Annotated in this window: 13 protein-coding genes; 2 read left to right on the top strand and 11 right to left on the bottom strand. The window is 39.9% G+C overall.

Going from position 1 to position 25,226, the window contains the following annotated elements:
* Positions 1–193 precede the first annotated feature (193 nt).
* Entirely contained in the window at positions 194–685 is a 492-nt protein-coding gene (gene ruvC / locus V7K98_RS12760; RefSeq protein WP_335022233.1) for a crossover junction endodeoxyribonuclease RuvC, read from the top strand.
* 396 nt (positions 686–1,081) lie between these two features.
* Here ruvC and V7K98_RS12765 read toward each other — a convergent pair whose 3' ends face one another.
* Positions 1,082–1,702, bottom strand: coding sequence for a hypothetical protein (locus tag V7K98_RS12765; RefSeq protein WP_335022235.1), 621 nt, complete (start codon positions 1,700–1,702; stop codon positions 1,082–1,084).
* 746 nt (positions 1,703–2,448) lie between these two features.
* Between V7K98_RS12765 and V7K98_RS12770 the strand changes: the two genes are divergently transcribed.
* The gene (locus V7K98_RS12770) at positions 2,449–7,887 is read left to right on the top strand and encodes a trifunctional serine/threonine-protein kinase/ATP-binding protein/sensor histidine kinase (protein ID WP_335022237.1); all 5,439 of its coding nucleotides are present in this window, start codon (positions 2,449–2,451) and stop codon (positions 7,885–7,887) included.
* Positions 7,888–8,930: 1,043 nt separating this feature from the next.
* Here V7K98_RS12770 and V7K98_RS12775 read toward each other — a convergent pair.
* From V7K98_RS12775 to V7K98_RS12820, 10 genes are all read right to left on the bottom strand, one after another.
* Positions 8,931–10,742: an ABC transporter ATP-binding protein gene (locus tag V7K98_RS12775; RefSeq protein ID WP_335022239.1), complete on the bottom strand. Its 1,812-nt coding sequence runs from the start codon at positions 10,740–10,742 to the stop codon at positions 8,931–8,933.
* 321 nt (positions 10,743–11,063) lie between these two features.
* Positions 11,064–12,683: an FAD-binding oxidoreductase gene (locus V7K98_RS12780; RefSeq protein WP_335022241.1), complete on the bottom strand. Its 1,620-nt coding sequence runs from the start codon at positions 12,681–12,683 to the stop codon at positions 11,064–11,066.
* Between the two features lie 147 nt (positions 12,684–12,830).
* Positions 12,831–13,358: a hypothetical protein gene (locus V7K98_RS12785; protein WP_335022243.1), complete on the bottom strand. Its 528-nt coding sequence runs from the start codon at positions 13,356–13,358 to the stop codon at positions 12,831–12,833.
* Positions 13,359–13,745: 387 nt separating this feature from the next.
* Positions 13,746–14,891 (bottom strand): glycine amidinotransferase, encoded by a 1,146-nt coding sequence (locus V7K98_RS12790; protein WP_335022245.1) that lies wholly within the window; start codon positions 14,889–14,891, stop codon positions 13,746–13,748.
* 162 nt (positions 14,892–15,053) lie between these two features.
* Complete coding sequence (locus V7K98_RS12795; protein WP_335022247.1) at positions 15,054–16,382, bottom strand: aspartate aminotransferase family protein; 1,329 nt, start codon at positions 16,380–16,382, stop codon at positions 15,054–15,056.
* Positions 16,383–16,423: 41 nt separating this feature from the next.
* Positions 16,424–19,609, bottom strand: a complete 3,186-nt coding sequence (locus V7K98_RS12800; RefSeq protein ID WP_335022249.1) for an amino acid adenylation domain-containing protein — start codon at positions 19,607–19,609, stop codon at positions 16,424–16,426.
* Positions 19,610–19,839: 230 nt separating this feature from the next.
* The gene (locus V7K98_RS12805) at positions 19,840–20,874 is read right to left on the bottom strand and encodes a zinc-binding dehydrogenase (protein WP_335022251.1); all 1,035 of its coding nucleotides are present in this window, start codon (positions 20,872–20,874) and stop codon (positions 19,840–19,842) included.
* 20 nt (positions 20,875–20,894) lie between these two features.
* Positions 20,895–22,268 carry a 3-phosphoshikimate 1-carboxyvinyltransferase gene (locus V7K98_RS12810; protein WP_335022253.1) on the bottom strand — a complete coding sequence of 458 codons (1,374 nt, stop codon included), beginning with the start codon at positions 22,266–22,268 and terminating at the stop codon, positions 20,895–20,897.
* Entirely contained in the window at positions 22,261–23,469 is a 1,209-nt protein-coding gene (locus V7K98_RS12815; RefSeq protein ID WP_335022255.1) for a Coenzyme F420 hydrogenase/dehydrogenase, beta subunit C-terminal domain, read from the bottom strand. The genes V7K98_RS12810 and V7K98_RS12815 overlap by 8 nt, the downstream gene beginning before the upstream one ends.
* Positions 23,470–23,598: 129 nt before the next feature.
* A complete protein-coding gene (locus tag V7K98_RS12820) occupies positions 23,599–24,549 on the bottom strand; it encodes a 3-oxoacyl-[acyl-carrier-protein] synthase III C-terminal domain-containing protein (RefSeq protein ID WP_335022257.1) in 951 nt (316 codons plus the stop codon).
* Positions 24,550–25,226 lie beyond the last annotated feature (677 nt).

Below are 25,226 nucleotides of genomic sequence, written 5' to 3' on the forward strand. Positions count from 1 at the left end.
TAGACTAAGAGCTAGTGGTCAAAATTGCCAGTAAGTAAGTGGGTCAAATTAAATATAAAACCTCACCCTACCTCCGGCTTCCCTCTGCTTAGTAAGGAGAGGGATTGAGGGTGAGGTTTGATCTTAATATTTAATTACGCCTACCGACTTATTCCTAGTTAAACAATACCCTGGCTTTGTAAAAGTGAATTGAATGGAAAAACGAATTTTAGGATTAGATCCCGGACTGGCAACTTTAGGGTTTGGGGTGATTACCTACACACAAATTGCCAAGAAAGTGCCAGAGACTACAGTAAATATGCTGGATTTTGGGGTAATTAAAACGTCAGCAGATGTAGAAATGGGACTGAGGCTATGTACCTTGTTTGATGATTTACATACTGTGATGGAGGAATTTCAACCAGATTTAGTTGCGATCGAAAAATTATTCTTTTATCGGATGTCAAATACAATTCTGGTTGCACAGGCGCGGGGTGTACTGATTTTGGTGTTGGGGCAGCGTCGCCTTCCTTATGTAGAGTTTACTCCGGCTCAAATTAAGCAAGCTTTGACGGGGTATGGTAATGCAGATAAGTTAGATGTGCAAGAGGCGGTAGCGCGGGAGTTAGATTTAGATGAGATTCCCAAGCCGGATGATGCTGCGGATGCTTTGGCGGTGGCTTTGACAGCTTCGTATCAGCTGTAGGTTTGTACGCAAACAATAAAGTTCTTTACTGGTTCGCCTCCTGAAGATATTCAGTGGTTTGATGTTCAATAGACATCTCCAGAAAAGGCGTAGGGACAATTCATGAATTTTCCCTACAAAGGGTTCCAGGTAATGCATATTTTATTTTCGGAGATGTCTATTGTAGAGTGTGTTAGAACGGAGTTCGTAACGCACTATTATCAAGGGTTTGATGCATTACGCTGTCGCTAACACATCCTACATATAAGCTGTTCTGCATTTAATTTGTATTTGTATAATTAGGGCGCTCATGTTGCCCACCCCACAAGAGTTTTATTTTATTTGGTTATTCAATTTAGATGATTTTCAGCTTATTTTCTCTAAATCAAACCGGATTCCTATATTAAGCGAAATAAACTACTGACTACAATAAGCCAGACTGCTTAATCCAGGAGTATTTACTAAGTCAGTATTGGCTATCCAACCATTACCGGATAACTCTCCAGGGAAACTTCTAGAAAGGTCGATTTCTACCCAAATGTAATTTTCAGATTTGTATGACTTAACTACATTACCTGTAACCAAGTTCACAAACACAATTATGTTTGGATAAAGTGTCGTAATAAAATCTCCTTTTGTACTTGGTTGGCGACGTATAGTTTCAGTTTTTACAATTTGCCGACATACACTGCCAATAATAGGTTTATTCCACAGGTTTTGAGCGTTGTTATTCGTTTGACAAAATTTCAACACAGCAGTTTGAATAAACCCTGAAGTCGGAGATTTAATTCTGACAAATTTATCTCCACTAGCTGGTATATATGCTAGAGAAATATTTGTTTTTGCTGACAATATTCTGATAGCGTTGGATGATGTTGAAGGTTCTTTGAAAATTGGAGTATCTACTTTAGTTACACGACAACTCGACTGTGAAGAATTGGAGGAAATCTGTGAGATTTGAGCGAATATAGGAACACTTAGAGCTAGGGTAGCAATGTTTACTAAGGTAAAAACATACAATAATTTCTGAAATTCCACTTTTTTTCCTTAATATCACTTACGAAAGACTGCACATTAGATTCGGAACTTATAACCCCTGACGTTAAAAGAGCCTAAAAAATTATTTTTAACCATTAAACTACCATATAATGACTGATTACTAAGTAAGTGGGTCAAATTAAATATAAAACCTCACCCTCAATCCCTCTCCTTAGTAAGGAGAGGGAAGCCGGAGGCAGGGTGAGGTTTGATCTTATATTTAATTACGCCTACCTACTTACTAATTAGACATCTCCAGAAAAGGCGTAGGGACAATTCATGAATTGTCCCTACAAAGGGTTCCAGGTAATGCATATTTAATTTTCGGAGATATCTAATTGTTATTTATGAAACGATTTTTTGCTACTGCTACTAAGGAATAAGAATTAAATAACATATAGTTTGTGTCCCTGGCTTACCTCACCCTCAATCCCTCTCCTTATAAAGGAGAGGGATTGAGGGTGAGGATGAAGTTTTGCATTTTGTTTAATCCACGTTCCAACGATCGCAAGCAAGGTGAGCAAATTCTGATGGATGAATGGTAACGGCTAACCTACTGGCTTCAACTTGTCGCGGCATAAGCGTTGCGGTAGCGATGTTCGCTGCTTCGGGACTGGGGACTGGGAAAAGTTTTTTAAAATTTGGTGGTGGTTAAAAGTCCCGTAAATAATTTATGGAATGTTTAGTCTGCCAAATTATTGGGAAATATTAGATTTGTAAGCTTCTAGACATTTTAACTTGACACTATGACACTGGCAGCAATCCCCTACTCAAATTCATTGCCGCACCTCCCTGGTTATGCCGTTGTTGAGGAACTCTATGCAGGTTCTCAGACAATAGTTTATCGAGCAGTGCAGGAGTCAAGTCAGCGTCCAGTGGTGATTAAACTATTACAGCTAGACAACCCCACCTTTAACGAATTATTACAGTTTCGTAACCAGTATACAATTACCAAAAATCTCAACATTCCTGGCATAATCCATCCCTTAAGCCTAGAACCCTACGGCAACAGCTATGCCTTAGTGATGGAAGACTTTGGTGGCATTTCCCTACAGGGTTATACCCAAAATTATTCCCTGTCTTTACGGGAAATCTTAGAAATTGCTCGACAAATTGCCGATATTCTCCATGATATCTGCCAGCATCAAGTGATCCACAAAGATATCAAACCCGCCAACATTCTGATTCATCCAGAATCGCACCAAGTTAAGCTGATTGACTTCAGCATTGCCTCCCTTCTCCCGCGCGAAACCCAGGAAATCCAAAATCCCAATGTTTTGGAAGGAACCCTTGCCTATCTTTCCCCAGAGCAAACTGGACGAATGAATCGCGGCATTGATTACCGCAGTGATTTCTATGCTTTCGGGGTGACATTGTACGAACTTTTGACTGGACAATTACCGTTTCAGTCTAACGATCCGATGGAGTTAGTACACTGTCATTTAGCCAAGATCCCACTCGCCCCACACAGCATTAATCCAGAAATTCCCGCGATCGCTTCAGAGATAGTATTGAAGTTGATGGCAAAAAATGCCGAAGATCGTTATCAGAGCGCCTTGGGTTTGAAGTATGACTTAGAATGCTGTCTCAATCAATGGAAAGCAACGGGTAGAATAGAAACCTTTGTTCTCGGACAACGGGATATGTGCGATCGCTTCATTATCCCCGAAAAACTCTATGGGCGAGAAACAGAAGTTGCAACTTTGCTCAAAGCTTTTGAACGCGTCGCTAATGGCAGTTCAGAAATGATGCTAGTAGCAGGATTTTCCGGGATTGGTAAAACGGCGGCGATCAATGAAGTCCATAAACCAATTGTCAGACAACGCGGTTACTTCATCAAAGGCAAGTACGATCAATTCCAGCGTAATATTCCGTTCAGTGCCTTTATGCAAGCCTTTCGTGATTTGATGGCACAACTGCTGAGTGAGAGTAATGTCCAATTGGCAGAGTGGAAAGCGAAAATTTTAGCTGCTGTGGGTGAAAATGGACAAGCGATCGTTGATGTGATTCCTGAACTAGAACGAATTATCGGTCAACAGCCACCAGTCCCGGAATTATCTGGTAGTGCTGCCCAAAATCGTTTCAATTTGCTCTTTCAGAAATTTATCCAGGTTTTCACCACCCCTGAGCATCCACTGGTGATGTTTTTAGATGATTTGCAATGGGCAGATTCGGCTTCTCTGAACTTGCTGCAATTATTGATGAGTGAAGCCAATTCTGGATATTTACTCATTCTGGGTGCTTATCGAGATAATGAAGTGTTTCCGGCTCATCCGTTGATGCTGACGCTGGAACAGATTCAGCAAGCCCAGGCTACCGTCAATACAATTACCCTAGAACCCTTGGTGGAAATAACGGTGAATCAGTTGGTGGCAGACACCTTGAGTTGTCCCAATGAACTGGCTCAACCCCTGACAGAATTGGTATATCAGAAAACTAAAGGCAATCCCTTTTTTACAACCCAGTTTCTCAAAGCACTGCACGAGGAGGGTTGCATTCAGTTCCAGCCAGAACTAAGTTACTGGCAATGTAACTTGGCTTCGGTGCGGCAGTTAGCATTGACCGATGGAGTGGTAGAGTTTATGGCATTGCAGTTGCAGAAACTTCCGGTGGACACACAGGAGATTTTGAAACTGGCGGCTTGTATTGGCAACCAATTTGATTTGAAGACCTTGGCAATGGTTTCTGAAGCCTCACTTGTTGATATAGCGACCAACCTATGGATAGCGTTACAAGAAGAGCTGATTCTCCCAATTAGTGAAACCTACAAGTTCTTCCAATCAAATAACTCAGACAACATCGAGCCTGGTACTGAGATTATCGTTCTTTATAAATTCTTGCACGATCGCGTCCAACAAGCTGCCTACAGTCTGATTCCAGAAGATCAAAAACAGTCTGCCCACTTCAAAATCGGGCAACAACTGTGGACAAATACGCCTGAAGCAAAGCGGGAAGGGAAAATTTTTGAAATTGTCAATCAGTTAAATTACGGTCTGAGATTAACATCTCAAAAAAGTTCTCCCGAATTATTGAATGCACAAAATGGTGACGATATCTCCAAGCTGCAAGAATTAGATCTAGCTCAACTAAATCTGCAAGCAGGACAAAAAGCCAAGGCAGCAACCGCTTATGAAATGGCAAGTAAATACTTCACAGCAGGGTTGGCAGCGCTCCCAGAAAACGGTTGGGAAGATGATTACGACCTCACCGTTGCCCTTTATACAGAAGCGGCTGAAATTGAGTACCTGACTGCCCATTTCCAGGAGGCAGAACAGCTTTCAGAAATTGTTCTTCAGCACGCCCAGGATTTGCTGCAAAAGGTCAAGATATATGAAATTAGGATTTATTTCTACATTGCTCAGAATCAAATGCTGGCAGCGATCGACACTTCTCTGCAAGTGCTAGAGTTCTTGGGCGAACCTCTATTTACCGAACCCCCACTGGAGTTAGCGATTGAGGATTTAATTAACCTACCGGAGATGATCGATCCGCACAAGTTAGCAGCCATGCGAATTGCGATCGCTATGGTAACTCCCAGCCTGAACGCTAAACCAGATATGTTACCAGTGATTGCTTACACACTAGTGAACTTATCGATTCAATTTGGCAACTCGGCATTTTCGGCATTTGGCTACGCCTTTTATGGTCTGGTTTTATGTGGTAGCCCGACCGGAATTGAAAGAGGCTATCGGTTTGGACAATTAGGATTAAAATTGCTGGAGCTATTCAACGACAGGAAATTGTATGCAAAAGTAATTAACATTTTTGATGTGTTTGTACGGCACTGGCGGGAACCCGTTCGCCAAACGATCGCTCCCCTACGTGAAGCTATTCAGATTGGATTAGAAATGGGTGATATAGAATATGCCTGCTACAACGCCACCTCTTACTGTAACTATCTTTTCTTCGTCGGCGAAACACTGGAGCAGGTGAATCAGCAACAGGAAAAATACATCGATCTGTTGTTGAAATTCAAACAAGAGTATCAAATTTACTTCGCGCAGATTTGTCGTCAGCTGGTGTTGAATTTGATGGGAGTAGCAGAAGATCCCCTAATACTCGTTGGGGAGAGTTTCGATGAGCAAGAAATGCTGCCGATTTTAATTGAAACTCAAAACGGAACTCTCCTGTTTCTGTTGCATCTGGCAAAGACAATTCTTCTGTTCATTTTTAAGGACTATCAGCAAGCACTTATCCATGCTCAAGAAGCTGAAAAATACCAGGGAAACATGGTTGGCTTCTTGCAGTTTGCAGAACATAATTTCTACTACTCCCTCGTTCTTTTGGCGACCTGTTCAAATGGGAATGAGGTAGAGCAACAATCGGCACTAGAAAAAGTTGCAGAAAACCAGAAATTGATGAGTCAGTGGGCGTTATACGCTCCTGCCAATTATCAACACAAATATGATTTAGTTGAAGCAGAACGGGCAAAAGTTTTGGGTCATTTAGACGCAATAACCTACTATGACAAAGCCATTCAGGGGGCAAAAGAAAACGGCTATATCCAAGAAGAAGCACTCAGCAACGATCTGGCTGCCAAATTCTACCTCGCTTGGGGCAAAGAGAAGGTGGCCGCAGACTATATGCAACAAGCTTACTACTGCTACGCCCATTGGGGTGCAACGGCAAAAATCGTCGATTTAGAACAAGAATATCCGCAATTACTAACAGCCATTCTCGAATCGGCTAATCTTGCCATGACATCTGCGACAACTATCCCCTTAACTTTGATGAGAGGTGTAACTAAAAGCTCTAGCAACCAAAATTTATGGTTAGATTTCCAAGCGGTGATGAAAGCCGCACAAGCCATCTCTCAAGAAATTGAATTAGATAAACTGTTGGCAAACTTAATGCAGATTACGATCGCCAATGCTGGCGCACAAATTGGTCATTTAGTTCTTCGCCAAGATGAACAATGGTTAGTTGTCGCTCAAGCCGATCAAGAACAAGTGAAAACCTTAAAAATTCCCCTGGAGCAATACTCAGAAATTCCCCAAAGTTTGATTAATGCAGTCTCAAGAACTCAAGAGATGGCTGTGTTTGAAGACTTGAGTAATGCACTGCAATTTACAGGCGATCGCTACATCATTACTCACCAGCCTAAATCTGTTTTATGTACGCCAATTAGTCGGCAAGGAAAACTCATCGGTATTTTGTACCTAGAGAACAACTTAATTTTAGGCGCTTTTAGTGGCGATCGCATCGAGATTCTCCAACTCCTCACTAGCCAAGCCGCCATCTCTGTGGAAAATGCCCGTCTGTATCAACAAACCGAAAACTATTCTCAAACCCTAAAAATAGAAGTAGAACACAAAACCCAAGCTCTCAACCAAAAAGCCCAAGATTTAGAGCAAACCTTGAAAAAATTGCAACAAACTCAAGGACAATTAATACACAGTGAGAAAATGTCATCTCTCGGTCAATTGGTAGCTGGTATTGCTCACGAAATTAACAATCCTGTTAATTTTATCAAGGGTAATCTCACCTATACAGAAAATTATATTGCAGACATGATGAGTTTGCTGATGCTTTATCAGCAGGAATATCCTCAACCTAGTCCAGCTATTAAAGATAAGCGGGAAGAAATTGACCTCAATTTTCTGTTTGAGGATGCCAATCGAATCTTAGAATCTATGAAAGTTGGTAGCGATCGCATCAGCCAAATTGTCCAGAGTTTACGCAACTTTGTTCGCTTAGATGAAGCTGAAATCAAAGCTGTAGATTTACACAGTGGTATTGAAAGCACGCTGTTAATTTTGCAACATCGCTTACAAGCTTCTGAAAATAAACCCGAAGTGCGCGTCATTAAGGAGTATGGCAATCTACCTCTGGTAACTTGCTATCCTAGTCAGTTGAATCAAGTCTTCCTGAATATTATTAACAATGCCATTGATGCGATTCGAGATAATCCCCAAAGCAGCGAACACCCAGAAATTCGGATTTGTACTGGAGTGATAGATCGTGATTGGTTACGAATTGCGATCGCCAATACAAATAGTACGATTCCTGTAAGTCTGCAAGAGCGGATTTTTGAACCGTTCTTCACCACAAAACCCGTTGGTCGTGGTCAAGGTTTGGGGTTATTTGTCTGCTATTCCATTATCCAACAACATGGCGGCACTTTAACTGTCCGTTCCCAGCCCACCGAGGGAACTGAATTTGAGATTGTTCTTCCTATTTGTTGAAGAATTCCCAGAAATAAATCTTTTTTTTCTTCCATGCTGGAGGTAGAGGCAACTATCGGGGACGCTCCGTGAACAAACCTTTTGTGCTGTTAGCGGTAGCGGGGCGTTTAGCCCGTGCAATTTATTTTACTTTTTACTCAGCACTCGTCACTCAGCACTCAACACTGTTTTGGTGAAAAATCTGATTCAATAAAATTGGCTCAGATTTGTGAAACAGTTTTTACAAAAATACTTGGTAGGAGTACATTTGTCTAGATCAGTTACTACCACAAAAAAAACTGTCATATTTGCAATCAGGTAGACAAGCACTTGAGAAATATATTAAGAACAGCGATCAAATAATTTCCCCATACTGAAGTATTAAATTCTATTAGAAATTCAAATATTTTTTTAGAGTCAATAAGGGTAAAAAATGTGAGCTAGACTTTTGATGGATTTTCTGGTCTTATGACTGAATTTGTTAGATTTTATGTTAAAAATAACAGTACTCATTTTTGTTTTCTTGTCTATGTTTTATATTCTAGTTTTAAAGGAGGCTGACGTGTCTATGGTTTATATGCTTGGTGCAATAGTTTGTGCATTATTATCAATAAGTAATAAACTCTAACGTAGAAATTAATTTGACCAAAAAATATTTACTTAAAATAACCATCAAGACATTTATTTAAAATAAATTTATTCAGGAAATTGCTAGATAAGCTGAAAATACTTTAATTTGCATCCTCAAAAAAATAAATCTCTTGTGGGGTGGGCATCTTGCCCGCCCTAGCTGTGCAAATTAAATGCACGACAGCTTATACAGCGTATTGCGGGTAAATGAAGTACACGGGTAGGGGCACAACATGTTGTGCCCCTACGATGATCTCTACCTCACCAAGTTGCAATCTGGTGTATATATAAATTTATACTATTTTAGAAGTTTTTAAGGTTGAGGTAATAAAACTAGGACTTAGGCATTGACAGGAGAGATTAAATATGGATAACTCGAAAAATCACATTTGTCGTAGGGGCAATTCATAAATTGCCCCTACAGCGCCGGTTATTTACAAGTTTGTTTGCTGCAAGGAGTGCAAGCGGTGGTAAATTCCTTTGTGGCGCAAGAGTTCATCGTGATTACCAATTTCTACAATTCTACCTTTATTCAGAACCACAATTTTATCTGCTTCCCGTACTGTACTCAGACGGTGGGCAATGATAATTGTAGTACGGCTTCCCAAAATTGAGCGCATCGCTAGCTGAATAGAACGCTCTGATTCGTAGTCTAGGCTAGAAGTCGCTTCGTCAAAAATTAGCACGTCTGGTTCCACTAGCAACGCCCTAGCAATTCCTACACGTTGTCTTTGTCCACCAGACAATCTCACACCCCTCTCACCTACGACTGTGTAATAGCCTTTGGGTAGATGTTGCACAACTTCATCCAATCGGGAGATTCTGCAAGCTTCTTTAACCTGATTAAAACTAGCATTGGGACTGCCATAAGTGAGATTATCAAGCAAGGTTCCGTTAAAAACATCAACTTCTTGGTGAACTATCGCTAACCTTCGTCTATAGCTTCCTACATCAAGGCTAGAAATATCTTGACCATCAATCAAAATTTGGCCTTGTTGAGGTTCAAAGTAGCGTAATAGCAGCTTTAGTAAGGTAGATTTACCAGAACCAGAATAACCAACTAAGGCTAATGTTTGACATGGCTCAATTAGGAGATTCACATCTTGCAAAACTGGACGTTCTGGTTCATATCCAAAATAGATATGTGAAAACTCGATTTTCCCTGTAAATTGATAGGAATTGTTTGAAGTGCTTTCTTCTTCTAAAAGTCTAACTGCATCCACTTTCGTTGGAAGTTTGAGGAACTCATGAAACCGCATCATAGAAGGATAGCGACGGGCAAAAATCTCTGCTAAGGCGGTAAAAGGCTCTAACTCTGCATAAGCCATGCTAGAAATCGTTAAAGTCATAATAAAGTGACCTAAAGAAATTTGACCTTTTATTGTCTCCGCCAACGTCCAACCTAACACTGTAAACATACAAAACTGAACCACAGTCTTTTGCCAAGTATTGAGCTTTACATAACCTTTGTGGATACGATGCTCCCTGACCATGAGTTCCCGATTTAAGCGTTGTTTTTGTTTCTTTAGTTCTTTTCCCTCAGTTGCAAATGCTTTTACAGTTTTAATATTAGTAATGATTTCGGAAGTTCGGCTTTCTGTGTCTTCCATGTATTTATTAATGGGATTATCAAGCAATATTAACTGCTGCAATTTCCGTAAAGTAAAGCCAAGGATAATAATAAAAGAAATTACATAGAGAACTGCAATTCGCCAATCAACAAATAAGATAAATACAAAAATTCCTAATAAGCGGAAGAGTTTAGGAATTAACTGTCCAGCAATTTCTGGATATGTCCAAATGTGGTTAGTGACACCTCTTGCGACTTGTCCAGCAATGCGTCCGGGATTATTTTCGTCATAGAATTCTAGGGGTAGAGTAAGAATTTTTTCGATCGCCTTTTGACTCTGATCGCGACCAGCTTTTAAGGCTATATCCCAGTGAAACCAATTGGTTAGCCAAGGCTGTATCGGCGCTTTCAATACGGTGATAATAAAAACTAAAACTAGCAATACACCTAATTCAAGAGTTTGATTGACTGAGTTATTGCTGAGGTTTGAGATTGTGTTGATCGTTTTTTGAAGTGGTTTATCTAGTGGTTGACCAGACACAACGTTTAAAATCTGTCCAATTGCATAAGGGACAAATAAATCAATAATCTCGTAAATGCTGGCTGCTGCGATACTGAAAATACTTAGTAACCAGTAAGAACGGAAATAGTTGAGAATATCTCGAAAATTTGTCACGATGCACACTGCCCTATGAACACAAGCCCATAACTATAAACGAACCTTATTAGACGCAGAAAACACAGAGAGAGGAGAAATAGAGAGGATTTTTGCGTTAGTTTTGGGATATTTTTTATCAAACAGAATTCAGGAGTCAGGAGTCAGAATGGGCTAAACCATAGCTATCCGCTAACAGTATGAATTCTGTACGAGTGGCGGATGAATAAACGGGTTTAAAACCCCCACCAAATTGAAAATTTGGTAGTCTTAAATCAGTGGTGGATCTGAATCGCTCACTGATTTATTCTGACTACTGAATTCTTCTTCAATTGGAAGTCTCTAAAGGGGTGGGACATTATCAGGCTGGTAAAACTCATAACGTCCGGGGGCTAGAATGTTATTCGGGTCTAAAACCTGTTTGAGTTTATTGAGGAATTGGTTGTAATCATCTTGTGCTGGAGGCAAAGCTTGCATAGAGTGAGTGCTGAGGCGGTAAGGAAAATAGCCTGCCTGTATTAATCTAGACCTCATCTTCTCATAGCAAGCAAGGGCACGCTCATCTTCTCCATTTACTTGTCTATCATAGACAATAGCGGCTGTGATATTGATGTTTCTTTCAGTTATACAATTTAAGCCGATATTAGGTTCAAAAAAGTAGGCATTTGTTGTTTCTTCAATAATTTTTACAGCTTTCCTAACCTCCTGCCCTTCAAATGGAACGGCTGGGGAACACCAGATAAGTCCACAACCATCCCTGTCTGGGTTTATGTCAGAGGATGGCCGGGGAGAATACTTTCTCCAGTAAGTCATACTGAGAGCAAGTTCTGTAGGAAAACCACGCTTAGGGTTTTCGTTATAGCACTTGAGCATCTCATCGGTATCAATATTAGGGAACATTTCAGTCAGCGTAGTTTTGGGCATTTGAGCAATGGCATCGTCAAGAAAATAAAGCCTGTTAACCACCTTACCCAAAGTTTCTTTAATTAATTTCCACACGACTTCACCATGTTCCTGATTAGCAGAATACAGCGCTACTTCGCCCCCCCAAAGTCCTCCTCCCCATTGTTTTCTTAACTGGTGTCTTAAGTCCAATGGTAAGGGCTTTTCTCCCCCAGCCTCTTGCCAAGGATACTGCTGTTGGTAAGATAGCATCCTGATGTCATTGTTGATCACAAAAGCACTGGGAATCAGCCCTTGTAATTTCAGGTAGCGCACAGCATCAACCAGATCCTCAAGACGGGTATCTTCATCAATTGCATACCAAAAGAGTTGGAAATACTTGGGAATTGGAGTTAACCACAAAGTCATTTGAGTGACAACTCCCAAGTTAGACTGAGTAAACAGACCATCCACGTATGGCCCTACACCCCAACGGTTCACCCGTACAGCGCGAGCGTCAGCAAAACGTCCAAATCCAGTATGAATGCATTCTCCCGTTGGCAAGACCACTTCCAGACCGCAGACATAATTAAAGCGATCGCCATAAAGTCCTTCACCCAGTCCCCTTTCCAAAATATTGCCAATTAAGCTGGAATCAGGTGTACTACCGGTGACGCTCATCCATAGATTCGATTTTTGGGACTGAAGGTACTCAAATAGCTGACGTTGAGTTACTCCAGGCTCTACAGTGACGTATGCTAGTTTCTCATTGTAATCAACAATGCGATTCAGACGAGCCAGCGACATAATAACGCAACTATCTTGGACGGGAACACTCGATCCGTAACCCCAATTTTTGCCAGTGCTAATGGGATAAATAGGGATTTGATATTGATTGGCAATTTTTAGACATTCTTGTACCTGGGCGCGATCGCTAGGTCGGATAATGGCTAGAGAACGCTGTGTTGTCAAAAAGGTTGCTGTGTGTGTTGTTTTTAAGGAAGCTTCATCGGTAATAACGTGTTCCAGACCAAGGATATTTTGCCACGCAGAGAGCGCTTGTTTTAGATTACCTTCCATAATGCTGGTATTTATAGCTATCCTTAACTAATTTTTACTGCAAAAAAACTGGAAATTGGATTGCCAGCATCGGCTAATTCCCTATTCCCTACCTACGCAAATAAGTTCAAAAATCAAATCAGATTGCTCTATTTTTATCGCAAACTTTTATTGCTTTGAGTCGTTATTTACAAGTCTAAAGCGCCAATTGACTATATCTTCTAACTCTTCATTACTCCAGTGTTGGTAATATCCATTTTTAGATAGTTGTTCAGTGGCTTCGTTCAGTTTTTTAAGCCTTTGGACAAACACCAATACGTATTTCCCATTGGTCGCGGAGCTACGAGGTAAATCGGATACGGTATCTGGATGATCTCTTAAAGCAACCAAATTTTCTTTAGCTAATATTGTCTTATTTACCTCCGTGATTAGATCATTTGTATCGTTGTAACTAATGTTTCTGGGATCGGTAACTAAAATCATCACCTCAATATCGTCACTCCAAGTTTTTGCTATCTCAGTCAAAACTTGTAACAAATCCGCTCCCTGAAACCATCGAATTTCAAAGCGGTTTTCCAGCATTACCTTTCTACTGTAAGGGCAAGGTGGAAAACCAGCTAAGTCAGGATTAGGCACATTCAAATAATTATTTACCCAATCCCAGATGTACTCTTTCACTTGATTAATATCGGTCATACTATATTTGGTTCTGTATGGTAAAAGTATGATTTGAGGTCAATACTTGATGCAATATCTAATAGTCTGTCAAGTCAACTTTGCCGAGTAAACCGAGTTTTATAATCTTTCTCTCTGTGTTCTCTGTGCCTCTGCAGTTCGTTGTTTTATCCTACAAATTTAGCTGATTTATTTGACGCACTCACCCATTGAAGGGGTGAGATTCATGCATATAATTCAATACGGTTCAGTTAAGGTTAAAACTCTTTGTCAAAATCAGTTTTTTTAACAACCCGCAGAGGTGCAGAGAACACAGAGAGAAGAAAAAAATGCTTAACTGAACCGTATTTGCGTATAACCGCATGGATTATGTCAAGCAATTTCTACCTATTCGACTACTTAATAAAATTAAGTAAAATAATCATCCAGCGAACCTTCTCTAACTGTGTCTAGGGTAAAACAATGAAAACCCCCTCCAAAAATTCTCCGATGTCTGTGTTGGACTGGAATTGGCGTAAAGCCATTTTTTTCCAATGTTTTGATCAATTCTGGAAATAGCGAGTTAACAATCACCTTATCCTCATCGATAGATAATACATTCAAATCAATATATTTAGTTGTCAAAATCAGATCGTCCGATTCGTATTGAGGAAAAATATTATCAGTTGGTTCTGGAGGATAAATAATGTCCCACTTTTGTAAAGCTGCTGGTAACTGATCGAGAAATTTGGGATTTCGCAATAGCAATTTTCCTGGTTTTAGAGGGATGATAATACTATCAATATGGTTATCAGCAAACTGATGGAGCATGTGGAATCTAAACTTATTCTCAAAATGTCGTTCTAACCATTTAAAACTCAACAGATGATTCTTGGTGGCAACATTAACCAAAACATCTTTACCAAAACGGATGCATTGAGCCGCATCAAACATCATTTCATAACCAATATCAAATTCTGACTCTTTCTGAGTGTAAACTTCCTCAATTGCAGGTGTATTCTGACCCGAAACATAAGAAGTATCGAAGGAGTAATCAGTCATAATCGGTTTGGGCATTGTCGTCCATCGCGCTCCTTGGTAGAAGTAATTATAAAAGATTGGCTTTAATAAATCGTTCTCAAAGTACCTTGCCCTGACTTGTGGTGGTGTTTCTAGTATTTCGTTGCCGAAGATTATCGCTTGATCTCGGACATTTAAAGCTGGAATACAGGTTGATTCCCAGTAAGGGGTCTTAAATTCTAAGGCTCGATTTAAGGATATGGGTCTGTGAACCTTTACTTCTAACTTTTCTAAAGTTTTTACCAGTTCATCAACATCCTCAGCTAATTCTTCGAGATATTGTTTGTTAACTTTTTTAATACAAGAATCCTTCTCAATAGTTATTGTATTTTCCTGTCCACTCTTTCCATAAGAAGGATAACAAAATGAAGAGTAAGCGACATCATGGAAAAATAGTTTAAAAGATAATTCCAAGTCTTGTGCTTCGTAATTGATTGGTGAACCAACAATTACTTCTTTCAATGAAGACCATTCATCAAAGCTATTTACGATCATTGCAACTCCTTGTATAGGTTTTTATAGTGACTGAAAACGAATGAATAAAAAATCTATCCGTATTTCGAGTCATTTCACTCTTATCTGGAAAACCTCTCTCTAAATCTCTCTCCTAAAAGGAGAGAGACTTTGAATTTCCCCCTTCCCGTGTCGGGAAGGGGGTTAGGGGGTTAGGTTTAACGCGAGCTTTTCCATATAATGTGAATTGTCAGTTTCTAGTTCAGCTATAACCTGAGCCAGCGTACTCATTAGAAACTGTATTTCTTCTTCGTTGACGATCAGTGGTGGAGTGAGCTTAATGGTAGAATCCTCAAACCCACCACAGAAGAAAATTAAACCCTTTGCCATTGCTTTTTTAGTAAAAGCCTTTGCTAATTCAGGTGAGGGTAAACCTTGGCAATCCACACAATCAAATCCAATCATTAGTCCTTCGCCGCGTGGAGCCGATATTAGAGAGCTATTTATTGCTAATTCTTTCAAGAATTCTACAATCAGAGTTCCAGTTCTCCTAGCTTGTTGCCAGGGCATAGTTTCTAGCATGATATCCAGTACTACGCTACCTACAGCACAAGCTAGGGGTTGACCTGAAAATGTCGAAGTTTGTATGCCTGATGGTAAAGCATTAATTACAGCAGGATTGCCAATAGTTGCAGAAATAGGTAATCCATTTCCCAGAGCTTTACCAATAACCATTAAGTCTGGTGTTATTCCTGGCTGGGAAGCATAAAATGGAGTACCGCATCGACCAAAACCAGTGTAAATCTCGTCAAAGATTGTTAAACATTTAAATGATTTAGCGATCGCAATCACACCTTCCAGAAACTCTCTACCTGCTGGTAAAATACCTTCAGTTACCTGGATAGGTTCAAGAAGTATAGCAGCAGGTGGATATCCGATATCAAATGCTTGCTGTATAGTTTGCTTTAGAGCCTCTAGACAAAACTCTGTAGAGTGATTCTGATTAAGCGAGTGCAGAATGGGATAGGGAGAATGCAGTATGCCATTTTCAGGTAACACGGAATACGCTTTCAGTTCCTCTCGCCAAGTAGCCATCAGTGCCCCTGTAGTCTTCCCATGATAAGACCTTTCAAAGGCAATTACTAACTTTCTCTCAGTATAAGCACGAGCTACTTTCAGAGCAGCTTCAATCGCTTCTGCACCGGTGACTGTGAATAACACTGCACATTGTTTATAGGGTGAGAAAGTTCCTAATTTAGTAACTAGTTCTCCTCGAATGTCAGATTGTAATTTGCAACCTGTGTGAATGAGTTTTTGAAGTTGAACCATTGCTGCATCAATGACTCGTGGATGCTGGTGTCCTAAGTTGATAGCTCCACTTCCACCAGTAGCATCAAAAAAGCGTTTTCCAGAAGTATCAAATAACCAACAACCACTTCCACGGCTAAAAATAGGAGTCTCAGAAAGCATCTGTGAAATGCCAGTAGAATCAGCCTCGATCGCCACATTTTCTAATTGCAAAAAGTTTCGCATAAACTATTACAGTTGGATAGCATTAAGATTCAAACTATCGATTATCCTTTCAATACAGACTGACTAGAGGCGATTAGTGACTGGATGACTTCTACAAAACTTTGGGCTAACTGCTTAACTATGGATTGTTGATAAACTTCAACGCTGAAAGTCCAATCAAAATGTAGTCTCCCACCGATAATACTTGCAGTTATTTCCAATGAATGGCTTGGTCTGCCGCGTATAATTTTGATAGACTCCTGAGCTAGTCCAAACAGAGAAGAGGCTGGGAGTACCCGATCGAATTGACCAAGATAGTTGAAGCTTACCTCGGCTTGAATAGCCGCCATTTTTTGGGCAATATCTACATCTCCATGCAGAAAGCGGAGCAAGCCATAACCAATACCTTGGTTAGGAATGCCCTGTAGCCGATCTTTGACTAGAAGCAGCGCCTGTTCTAAAGAGTGAGCTTCTCTAATATCTATTAATACTGGAGTTACAGTGGTAAACCAACCTACTGTCCGGGACAAATCGACATTTTCAATGATAGCCTCTCGTCCATGACCCTTAAGATCGACCCGCAAATAGCGATCGCCTGTCCATTGCGAGAAAGACTCTACCAAAGCAGTTATCAGTATATCATTGATTCTAGTACTGTAAGCCTTAGAAACATCCTGGAGCAACGCCTGAGTTTGTTCAATTGTAAGTGAAGTTGAAATATCACGAGTCACTGTTAAGGCATTAGCACTTAGAGGAGTGGCTATTGGTAGACGGTTGACTTCTATTGAGGCGGCTGTCTGCCAATAGTCTAATTCCGGCTCCATAGCTGTTGACTTTGCATATTCCTGTAGCTGTTGAGACCACTGTTTCAAGGAAGTGGTTTTAGGAGGTAATTGAATAACTTCAGCCCGACTGAGTTGTTGATAAGCTGTTTGTAAATCCTCTAACAAAATTCGCCACGAAACTCCATCAATTAGTGCTTGATGAATAACTAGTAATATCTGACTTGGTTGATTGCTACCAAAATTCAATAAGGCAAACTTAAAAACTTTTCCTTCTATTAAATTCAAACTTGCTGTCAGGCTAGCTACTACTTTATCAAGAGAAGATTTTTGCTCAGATAAATCTATCATTTCCACCGAAGCTGTAACTGAATCCGGTTCAGCAATGATTTGTTCCCATTTGGAATCTTTTTGATGAAATCGAATGCGTAAAGCATCATGATGCACAAGTAGTTGCTGTAAAGCTTTCTCTAAGACAGCTAAGTTTATAACTTGACGTACTTCAAGTAAAATAGCTTGACTCCAACGATGAAAGTCAACAAAATTCTGTTCTAAAATCCAATACTTAATAGGTGTTAACTGTACCAAACCAGTTACTGGTACTTGCTCAACTTGATGAGTCGAATTCGTATCTATAATTGCTGCCAAGTCAGCGATTGTTGGGTACTTGCGTAACTGCCTAATCGTCATTGAAAGCCCTGTTTTTTTAGCTTTAGCAATGACTTGAAAGCCAAGGAGAGAGTCTCCACCCAGATCCAAAAAATTGTCATGGATACCTACTTGTTCAATATTTAGAACTTCAGTCCAGATGCCAACCATTTTATCCTCAATCGTAGTGCGAGGGGCAACAAATTCTCTTTCTAGTTTTGGTCTGACAAAATCAGGTTCTGGTAGTGATTTACGATCTATCTTATGATTAGGTGTTAACGGTAACGCTTCTATCATCATAAAGTGAGCAGGCATAAAATAATCTGGTAGTCTTTGTTGAAGAAAACTAAGAAGTTCGCTAGTAGTTAGAACTTGCGATTGGTTTGGAACTACATAAGCTATCAGACGCTTCTCACCAGTTATGTCCTCTCGAACCATAACTACACTTTCCTGCACCTTTGGATGTTGACTCAAAGTGCCTTCGATTTCTCCTAGTTCAACGCGGAAACCTCGAATTTTCACTTGGGAATCTTTTCTTCCAGCTATGGCAATGCTACCATGTGACTGTCTGTATCCCAAATCTCCCATTCGGTAAATTATTTTATTTCCACCATTGGGATCTGGCTGAAATTTAGTCGATGTTATTTCAGATTGCTTCCAATAACCGAGAGCAATATGAGCGCTTTTAACTGTAATTTCTCCAACACTACCAGCCTCAACTTCTTTACCTTCGTCATCAAGTAATAAAACCTCTGTATCATCAACTGCATAACCAGCCGGAAGAACATTGTGAGTAAGTTCTGTTTGCTTATTCAGAAAGTATTGCAAACAAGTTGTTGATTCTGTGGAACCATAAGCATTGACAACAATACTCTCATCAGAAAAATGTTCTTTGTATAAATCGATATCTTTTCGATTAATTAAATCTCCTCCCAGAATTAGTAACCGTAGCTTGGCAAAATTTTCTACTTTGGTAAGATTTCTGGCAAATTGACGATACAGAGGTAATGTAGAGTGGTAAATCGTGATCTCATCAGCAATCAGCAACTCAGACAAGTTTTCTATACCTTCATTTCTAATATCTATTGGATGAACAGAAGCACCATTTAACAGAGAACCAAAAGTATCTTGAACTGCTGAATCCCAACCATAAGAAGATAGCAGTGTTAATTTATCATCTGCACTAATGCGAAGGCTATTAGTCCAAATTCTCATGTGATGCAAAACATTACGATGGCTTTGGATAACTCCTTTAGGCTTTCCTGTTGAACCAGATGTGTAAAGAATATAGGCAACTTCATCTGGCGAAACTGATAGACAAATATCATCGATAGCTTCATTGGATGATATTAAATGGTCAACATTAATAATGTGAACGTTGCTTGTTACTAAAGTCTTAAAAGTCTTAGCAAATTCAAAATTAGTAGAATCAGTTAAAATAACACTAGCTTGTGAGTCTAAAAGTATATAAGATAGCCTTTCTGTCGGAAACGATAAATCTAGAGGGACATAAGTTTTACCTATCTTTAAAACTCCTAAAGTAGATGCAATCATCGGTGCATTATGGTCGAATAGTAGCGCGATTTGTCGTTCTTTTTCGCCACAAGATTTTATAAGCTCTCCTGCTATTTGATTAGCAATTTTATTGAGTTGCTCATAAGTCCACTTGTATTTATTTGTTTTAATAGCGAGATTTTGACTATGCTTTTTAACTTGTTGGGCAAAGCGACTTGTTATTGACTGCTCAATTTCTGCTTTAGTAAATTCAACAAAGCTATTATTTGGATGAACTAAATTCTTACCATCTATTGCGATCATAATTCTAGTCTCTTTTGTTTGACTTTTTTATGTGCGTAGCAATCACACACAATTGATGAAATTATCTTTAAATCAATACAGTTCAGTTAAGCGTTTTTTCTTCTCTCTGTGTACTCTGCGCGGCAGTCACTCATGGGGGAAACCCCCAAGACTGCGCTGCCTTGCCTCTGTGGTTCGTTTTTTGGAATAATTTATTCCTTGGAAATCCCTTAACCCAAACGTATTACTCTTTAAATAGGATTGTTATAGTGCAAAGTCACACCAATTACACTGTCAGGGCTTTTAAAAAGCTCGTATGCAGTTAGTGCATCATCAAATGCAATCCGATGAGTGTGAATAGTGTCGAGGCGTATGGCTTGATCGTGGATCAATTGCACACAGGTTTGAATATTAGAAGATACTGAGGCTTCACCATCTGGTGCTGGATAGTCCAAACGACCATGTGTATAGTCATCATCTCGGTATCCCGATCCACATCGCGCTGCGTATCGAATATCTACATTTCCCATGTCAACATTGAAGTTGATATGGGCATCGAAGCGACCTACACAAACTAAGGTTCCTCTTTTTTGACCATCTGGCGCAGTTGTGATTACCTTGATAGAGTCAGCAATCACAGACGTTGCTTCTCCGGTATTACAGAGAAAAACTGTATTGACTCCTTTTCCTTCTGTTGCTGCTAAAACTGAGTCTACAAAAGACTTTTTATTGCTGTTGAATACTTTCTTTACACCTGCTGTTTGTGCAGCTTTTAGGCGACCTTCTAAACAATCTACCATGTATACGTCAGATGTGTAAATCTGGGCGCATTGCGCTACTAGCTGTCCTATTAACCCTCCTCCGATCGCTAAAACCCGTTCACTCCCCGATAATTTGGCTCGATGGATGGCATGTAATGCTGTAGCAGCAAGGTTAGCAAATACTGCGTCATCGAAAGGTAATTCATCGGGAATAACAGTACAAAGTCGGTGAGGAACGCAAATCCGTTCTGCGTGAATAGCATATCCCCAACCCATTGCAATGACGCGATCGCCAATCGAAAATCCTTTTACGTAATTCCCGACTCTTTCCACGTATCCACTAGCACAGTAGCCCAGAAAATAGTGGGTGTTGTTTTTTAAAGCTTCCTTGGCATAGTGCAATTCGGTTCCAGGGCTAATCAAGCTACAAGTTGTACGAATTTCTATCTGTCCATCTTGCAACTGCGGAAATGGAAATACTCTGAGCCGAATCAGACCATCTTCCTCAGCAATAATTGCTCGCATCGATGTTCATCCTCTAATCTTTACTCTTTTGAAAAATGGATATTTAGTCCAAGGGTGTGCATTAATTCCATAAACTCTGGAAAAGAGACTTTGTAACACTCTCCTTCTAAGATGCGTGAGTTACCAGAGAGTGAACTAGCAAGGGCTACAGCAGTCATGGCAATCCGATGATCGCCAAAACTCGGTATTACTCCAGATTGCAAAGCTTTCCCACCAGTGATATGTAGAGCATCTCCTACAACCCTCGCTTGTCCTCCAAAAGCATTCAGCATACTGCTAATGGAGAGCAGACGATTAGTTTCTTTAAATACCAATTCTTTAGCGCCAAAAATAGAAGACTGACCTCGAATTTGCGTAGCAAGTGCAGCTACTAGAGGAATCTCGTCAATCATGGAATGGAAGCGAAAGGGATCGTCAATTTGAAAAGGCTGAAGTCGGTCAGGAACTTTACCAATGGCGATCGCTCCAATTGGTTCGCCAAAAGCTTCGCAGACATCTAAATAGTTAACTGGTATTCCACACTCTTTCAAAACCTCAAAAAACCCTATTCTGGTAGGATTGAGGCAGATATTCTCCAGAATTAGCTCAGTCTTTCGCTGTTGAAAGACATGGACTGCGGCTAAGAATGCTGCGGCAGAAGGGTCGCCAGGAACATAGTATTCTGGTAGTGCTTGCGGTACTGCACCAGAAACCTGTATTCCTTCAGGGATGTATTTGATCCCAACACCGATGTGATGCAGTAGTCTGTCTGTATGATCCCGCGATCGCACCGGATGGAGAATGTTAACTTTCCGCCTAGCCCCAAAAGCTGCAAAAAGAATAGCTGAACAGGCTTGAGCGCTACCAACCTGCAATTTCACCTGACCATCTCGCAAGCAACCACCCCTAATAGCAACTGGAAGACAGCCAGGAGTTGCCAAATAGTCAATTTTTATACCGAGTTCCCGTAACGGATTCACAACCCAGTCCATAGGACGCGATCGCAACGTTTCATTCCCGTCTATAACAGCAGGTACTCCTAATCCAGCTAGTAATCCTAACAATAAACGAGCCGCAGCACTAGACGGGCCTAGATCAACTCGGACTTCCTCTGGAGTCCACACATTATTTGTCGGAGGAGATACCGTTGTTACAGCTCCATCCGAATCAATCTGAACTCCCAAAGTTTGTAGGGCTGGAATCAGTAAACCGACAGCACTTCCTTGATTCAGATTATGAATCTTTGTTGGATTTGGGGTTGCTGCACCTACAAGAAGTACGCGATGTGAAATAGATTTATCACCAGGAACTCCTGAAACTTTTAATGGTGTGGTCGGTATTTGCTGATTTGAGACGATTAAATCGCGTACAGATTTACTAGTAATTAATTTAGATTTTTGGGTAGTTTCAATCATTTTTATTTAGCACTGGGATTAATTGCTCATCGGGGATAACATCTATCATTTCTTGATATCCAGGAATAGGACTCTCAGGAACTAAATCTTTAAGACCTTCATAATAAGCACGACGATTGCGTTTACGTTCGAGTCCTAAGTTAACACCACTAACTGTAGTAGGCCAGATATTTAAAGCATCCGTTTCTCTAGCCCACTCCAGCACCTTTGCTCCAGTTTCAGTACGGACAAAAATGCTTCCATGTTTAGCAAAATGTGAACTTTCTTGTTGACTAGATTTAAAGATATTTGGATCGCCGTCACACACGCTGATATCTGCAAGCCCTGACATCCAGTCTCCGCAAGACAAGCATCGATAGGTTTTATGCTCTTTAAAGTGTCGAACTGCTTCCCAAAGTGAGATTGATTTTTTCTCTCCGTCTTTGGTATGTACGACAAATTCGCCAGGATAGTTTCCTTCTCTATAACGGACTTCTTTCACATCATCTAGAGATATGCCCATCGAATCAACAATCAGAGTTTCAGTTCCAGATGGAGATGTACTAGAAGAACAGGCAATTTCAATCGTAAACAAGATTTGTTTCCTGGCAATTTCTCCCCACTGATTATCTATACGTTGTAGCTTCCGAAGTGCTTGTATATGACACGCTATGCCTACAATACCGATGCGTAGAGAAGGATTTTCACGGAACAAATCTTTCAAGATACTCAAATGTGGAAAGAGTTGATAAGTAGATTGAGCAGCTTTAGACAGTTCAGCAGGGTCATAAAAAACCATCGGTGCAGCTCGCCAAGGTCGTTGGTCATCTCTACCTGCAACTACCACACAGTCTAAATTTAGGCATTTCATTGCTGATGCCAATAAAGTTGTTACACTACCGCCACTAGCTGAACGCTCAAATACAGCCGAGTCAGTTGCACATCCACCATAGATAGAAGTATAGATTCCTAACCACCGTTCTTCTGGTTGTCGCAACCTGCCAAAAAGTTGCTTTTCAGATTCAGGTACTCCCGTATCTAGACCAGGACAGACATTTAGGCAATCTGTACATTCACCACAAATTTCATCTGTTGTTGTTGTGAGTTTCGGGTACAGATCATTTATCTGAATCACATCAGATGGACAAGCTAATTGACATGCACCACAAGAAGCACAAAGATTAGGTGATAGGATAGTTTCTTGTAAATTTTGAAAGGACATTTGCTAACTTACCTCCTTTGAAATGTAGTCAAAGCTCTTACTTGCAATATGCAAAAAAATTCAAATATTTGAGTGTTGATTCTGATAATGTCTCGATGAGTATAATTCGAGCTACTACAATTTTAAAAATCAAACTTTACACAACACACTGGTTCCCCATGTGTTTGTTCCCATTGCCATTAACAACAAAAAATTTCCTGATTCTGTAGCATAATTGCTAGAAAAATCACATAAGTTGATTAAAATATCAGATGCAAGTGCATGAGCAAATCTGGGTATATTATCTTGAAAAATCTTTTCTATTTCTACATCTAAATATTTACAAACTGTTTGTGATACTGATGAATTAAGGTTCATTGTGATGATTTTTTGAAAGTCTTTTGGATTCATCCTCATATCTTTCATCGTCTTATCTAGAATCTCCTTCATTCCTTGGTCAGAAGCTTTTAAATACTGTTCTATTTCCTCCATATCTTCGAGGGTAAAAATATCAGGCATTGCTGTATCTATTTGCTGAGTTGTATACAATACTTCAAACCCTTCTTCTCGCTCAGAAGTGAGTATACAGCTTGCAGCAGCATCACTAGATATTGATGTATTTGGTGGAATTATTCTCGTATCATTATCAGATATAGTATCAGAAGATACAACCAAGACGTTTTTCCATTCTCCTGCTTTAATAAAATTAGATGCAATACGTATAGCTGTTAACATACTGCTACATTCAGAAAAAAAGACTCCGACTGGATAGGCATTATTTAAATCAACTTCATAAATTAAACGGCTAATTTCTTTAGTAGAGGAAAAGCTAGGATTCCAAAAGCTACTAGTAACATAAACTAAGGCATCAATATCGCCACTTTTTATACTTGCTTTATTTAATGTAATTTCGATACTCTTTTTAGCTATTTCTAGGGGAGATAATCTGGTTTTAGCGTAGTTCTCTAACCCAACTTCCAGTAAAGTTTCTAAAATTTCTTCTTCTGGCTTGATTGTTAATTCTTTTATTTCAGAGATTGGGCAAGAATCACCCAAATGATAACCTAATGCTGTCATATAAACTTGGACTTTTGCTGACACTATTTATCTCCTTCTCATTCAAATTCATACTAAGCAAGTGCATTGATAGCACTATCTTTTGAGTAATTGCAGACTTGTACTCAGATTATCTCTAAGAGATTTTTGATAGACTCTTGATTTCAACAAATAAACGCCTTATCTCATAACTTTGTACAATTGCCTCAAAGGTTTTAAATAAATAGATATTAATGTAAGCAAAGCGGCGTAAATAATTAAAGGTTTGTAGTGAGGACTTTAGTCCTAAGATGAGGGCTTAAGCCCTGACTAAAAACTAATCTCAAGATTTTTTATATTACTTGATCTAGTTTGATTTATTCTCGCCTACTTACTTAAGTATTGGATGCTTAGGGACTTCCAAATAAAAAAATATTCCAAAACTGAGACAAAAATCCTCTTAATCTCTCCCCTCTCTGTGTTCTCTGCGTCTCTGTGGTTCGTTTTTTCGGATAATTTATTCCTTTCAATCTTGTGGGGTGGGTGGCACAAGCGCCCGTAGCCAAGGGCTGGATATCCACCCTACAAGAAGTAGTTGAATATTCTTTATGTGTCAGTCCTACATCTGGAATCGAAAGAAATATATCCCGCCAAAATCCTGATACAGGCTCCACTTTTATGGTTGCATTTAGGGCAAATTCCTTACACTTCTCGAAAATTACATTTAGGCTAATTAAATTAAT

The organism is Nostoc sp. (assembly GCF_036917435.1).
GTDB lineage: Bacteria > Cyanobacteriota > Cyanobacteriia > Cyanobacteriales > Nostocaceae > Nostoc.

Coding starts and splice junctions, on each gene's coding strand:
- ruvC (WP_335022233.1), top strand. CDS start 194: ATGGAAAAACGAATTTTAGGATTAGATCCCGGACTGGCAACTTTAGGG.
- V7K98_RS12770 (WP_335022237.1), top strand. CDS start 2,449: ATGACACTGGCAGCAATCCCCTACTCAAATTCATTGCCGCACCTCCCT.
- V7K98_RS12780 (WP_335022241.1), bottom strand. CDS start 12,683: ATGGAAGGTAATCTAAAACAAGCGCTCTCTGCGTGGCAAAATATCCTT.
- V7K98_RS12785 (WP_335022243.1), bottom strand. CDS start 13,358: ATGACCGATATTAATCAAGTGAAAGAGTACATCTGGGATTGGGTAAAT.
- V7K98_RS12790 (WP_335022245.1), bottom strand. CDS start 14,891: ATGATCGTAAATAGCTTTGATGAATGGTCTTCATTGAAAGAAGTAATT.
- V7K98_RS12795 (WP_335022247.1), bottom strand. CDS start 16,382: ATGCGAAACTTTTTGCAATTAGAAAATGTGGCGATCGAGGCTGATTCT.
- V7K98_RS12800 (WP_335022249.1), bottom strand. CDS start 19,609: ATGATCGCAATAGATGGTAAGAATTTAGTTCATCCAAATAATAGCTTT.
- V7K98_RS12805 (WP_335022251.1), bottom strand. CDS start 20,874: ATGCGAGCAATTATTGCTGAGGAAGATGGTCTGATTCGGCTCAGAGTA.
- V7K98_RS12810 (WP_335022253.1), bottom strand. CDS start 22,268: ATGATTGAAACTACCCAAAAATCTAAATTAATTACTAGTAAATCTGTA.
- V7K98_RS12815 (WP_335022255.1), bottom strand. CDS start 23,469: ATGTCCTTTCAAAATTTACAAGAAACTATCCTATCACCTAATCTTTGT.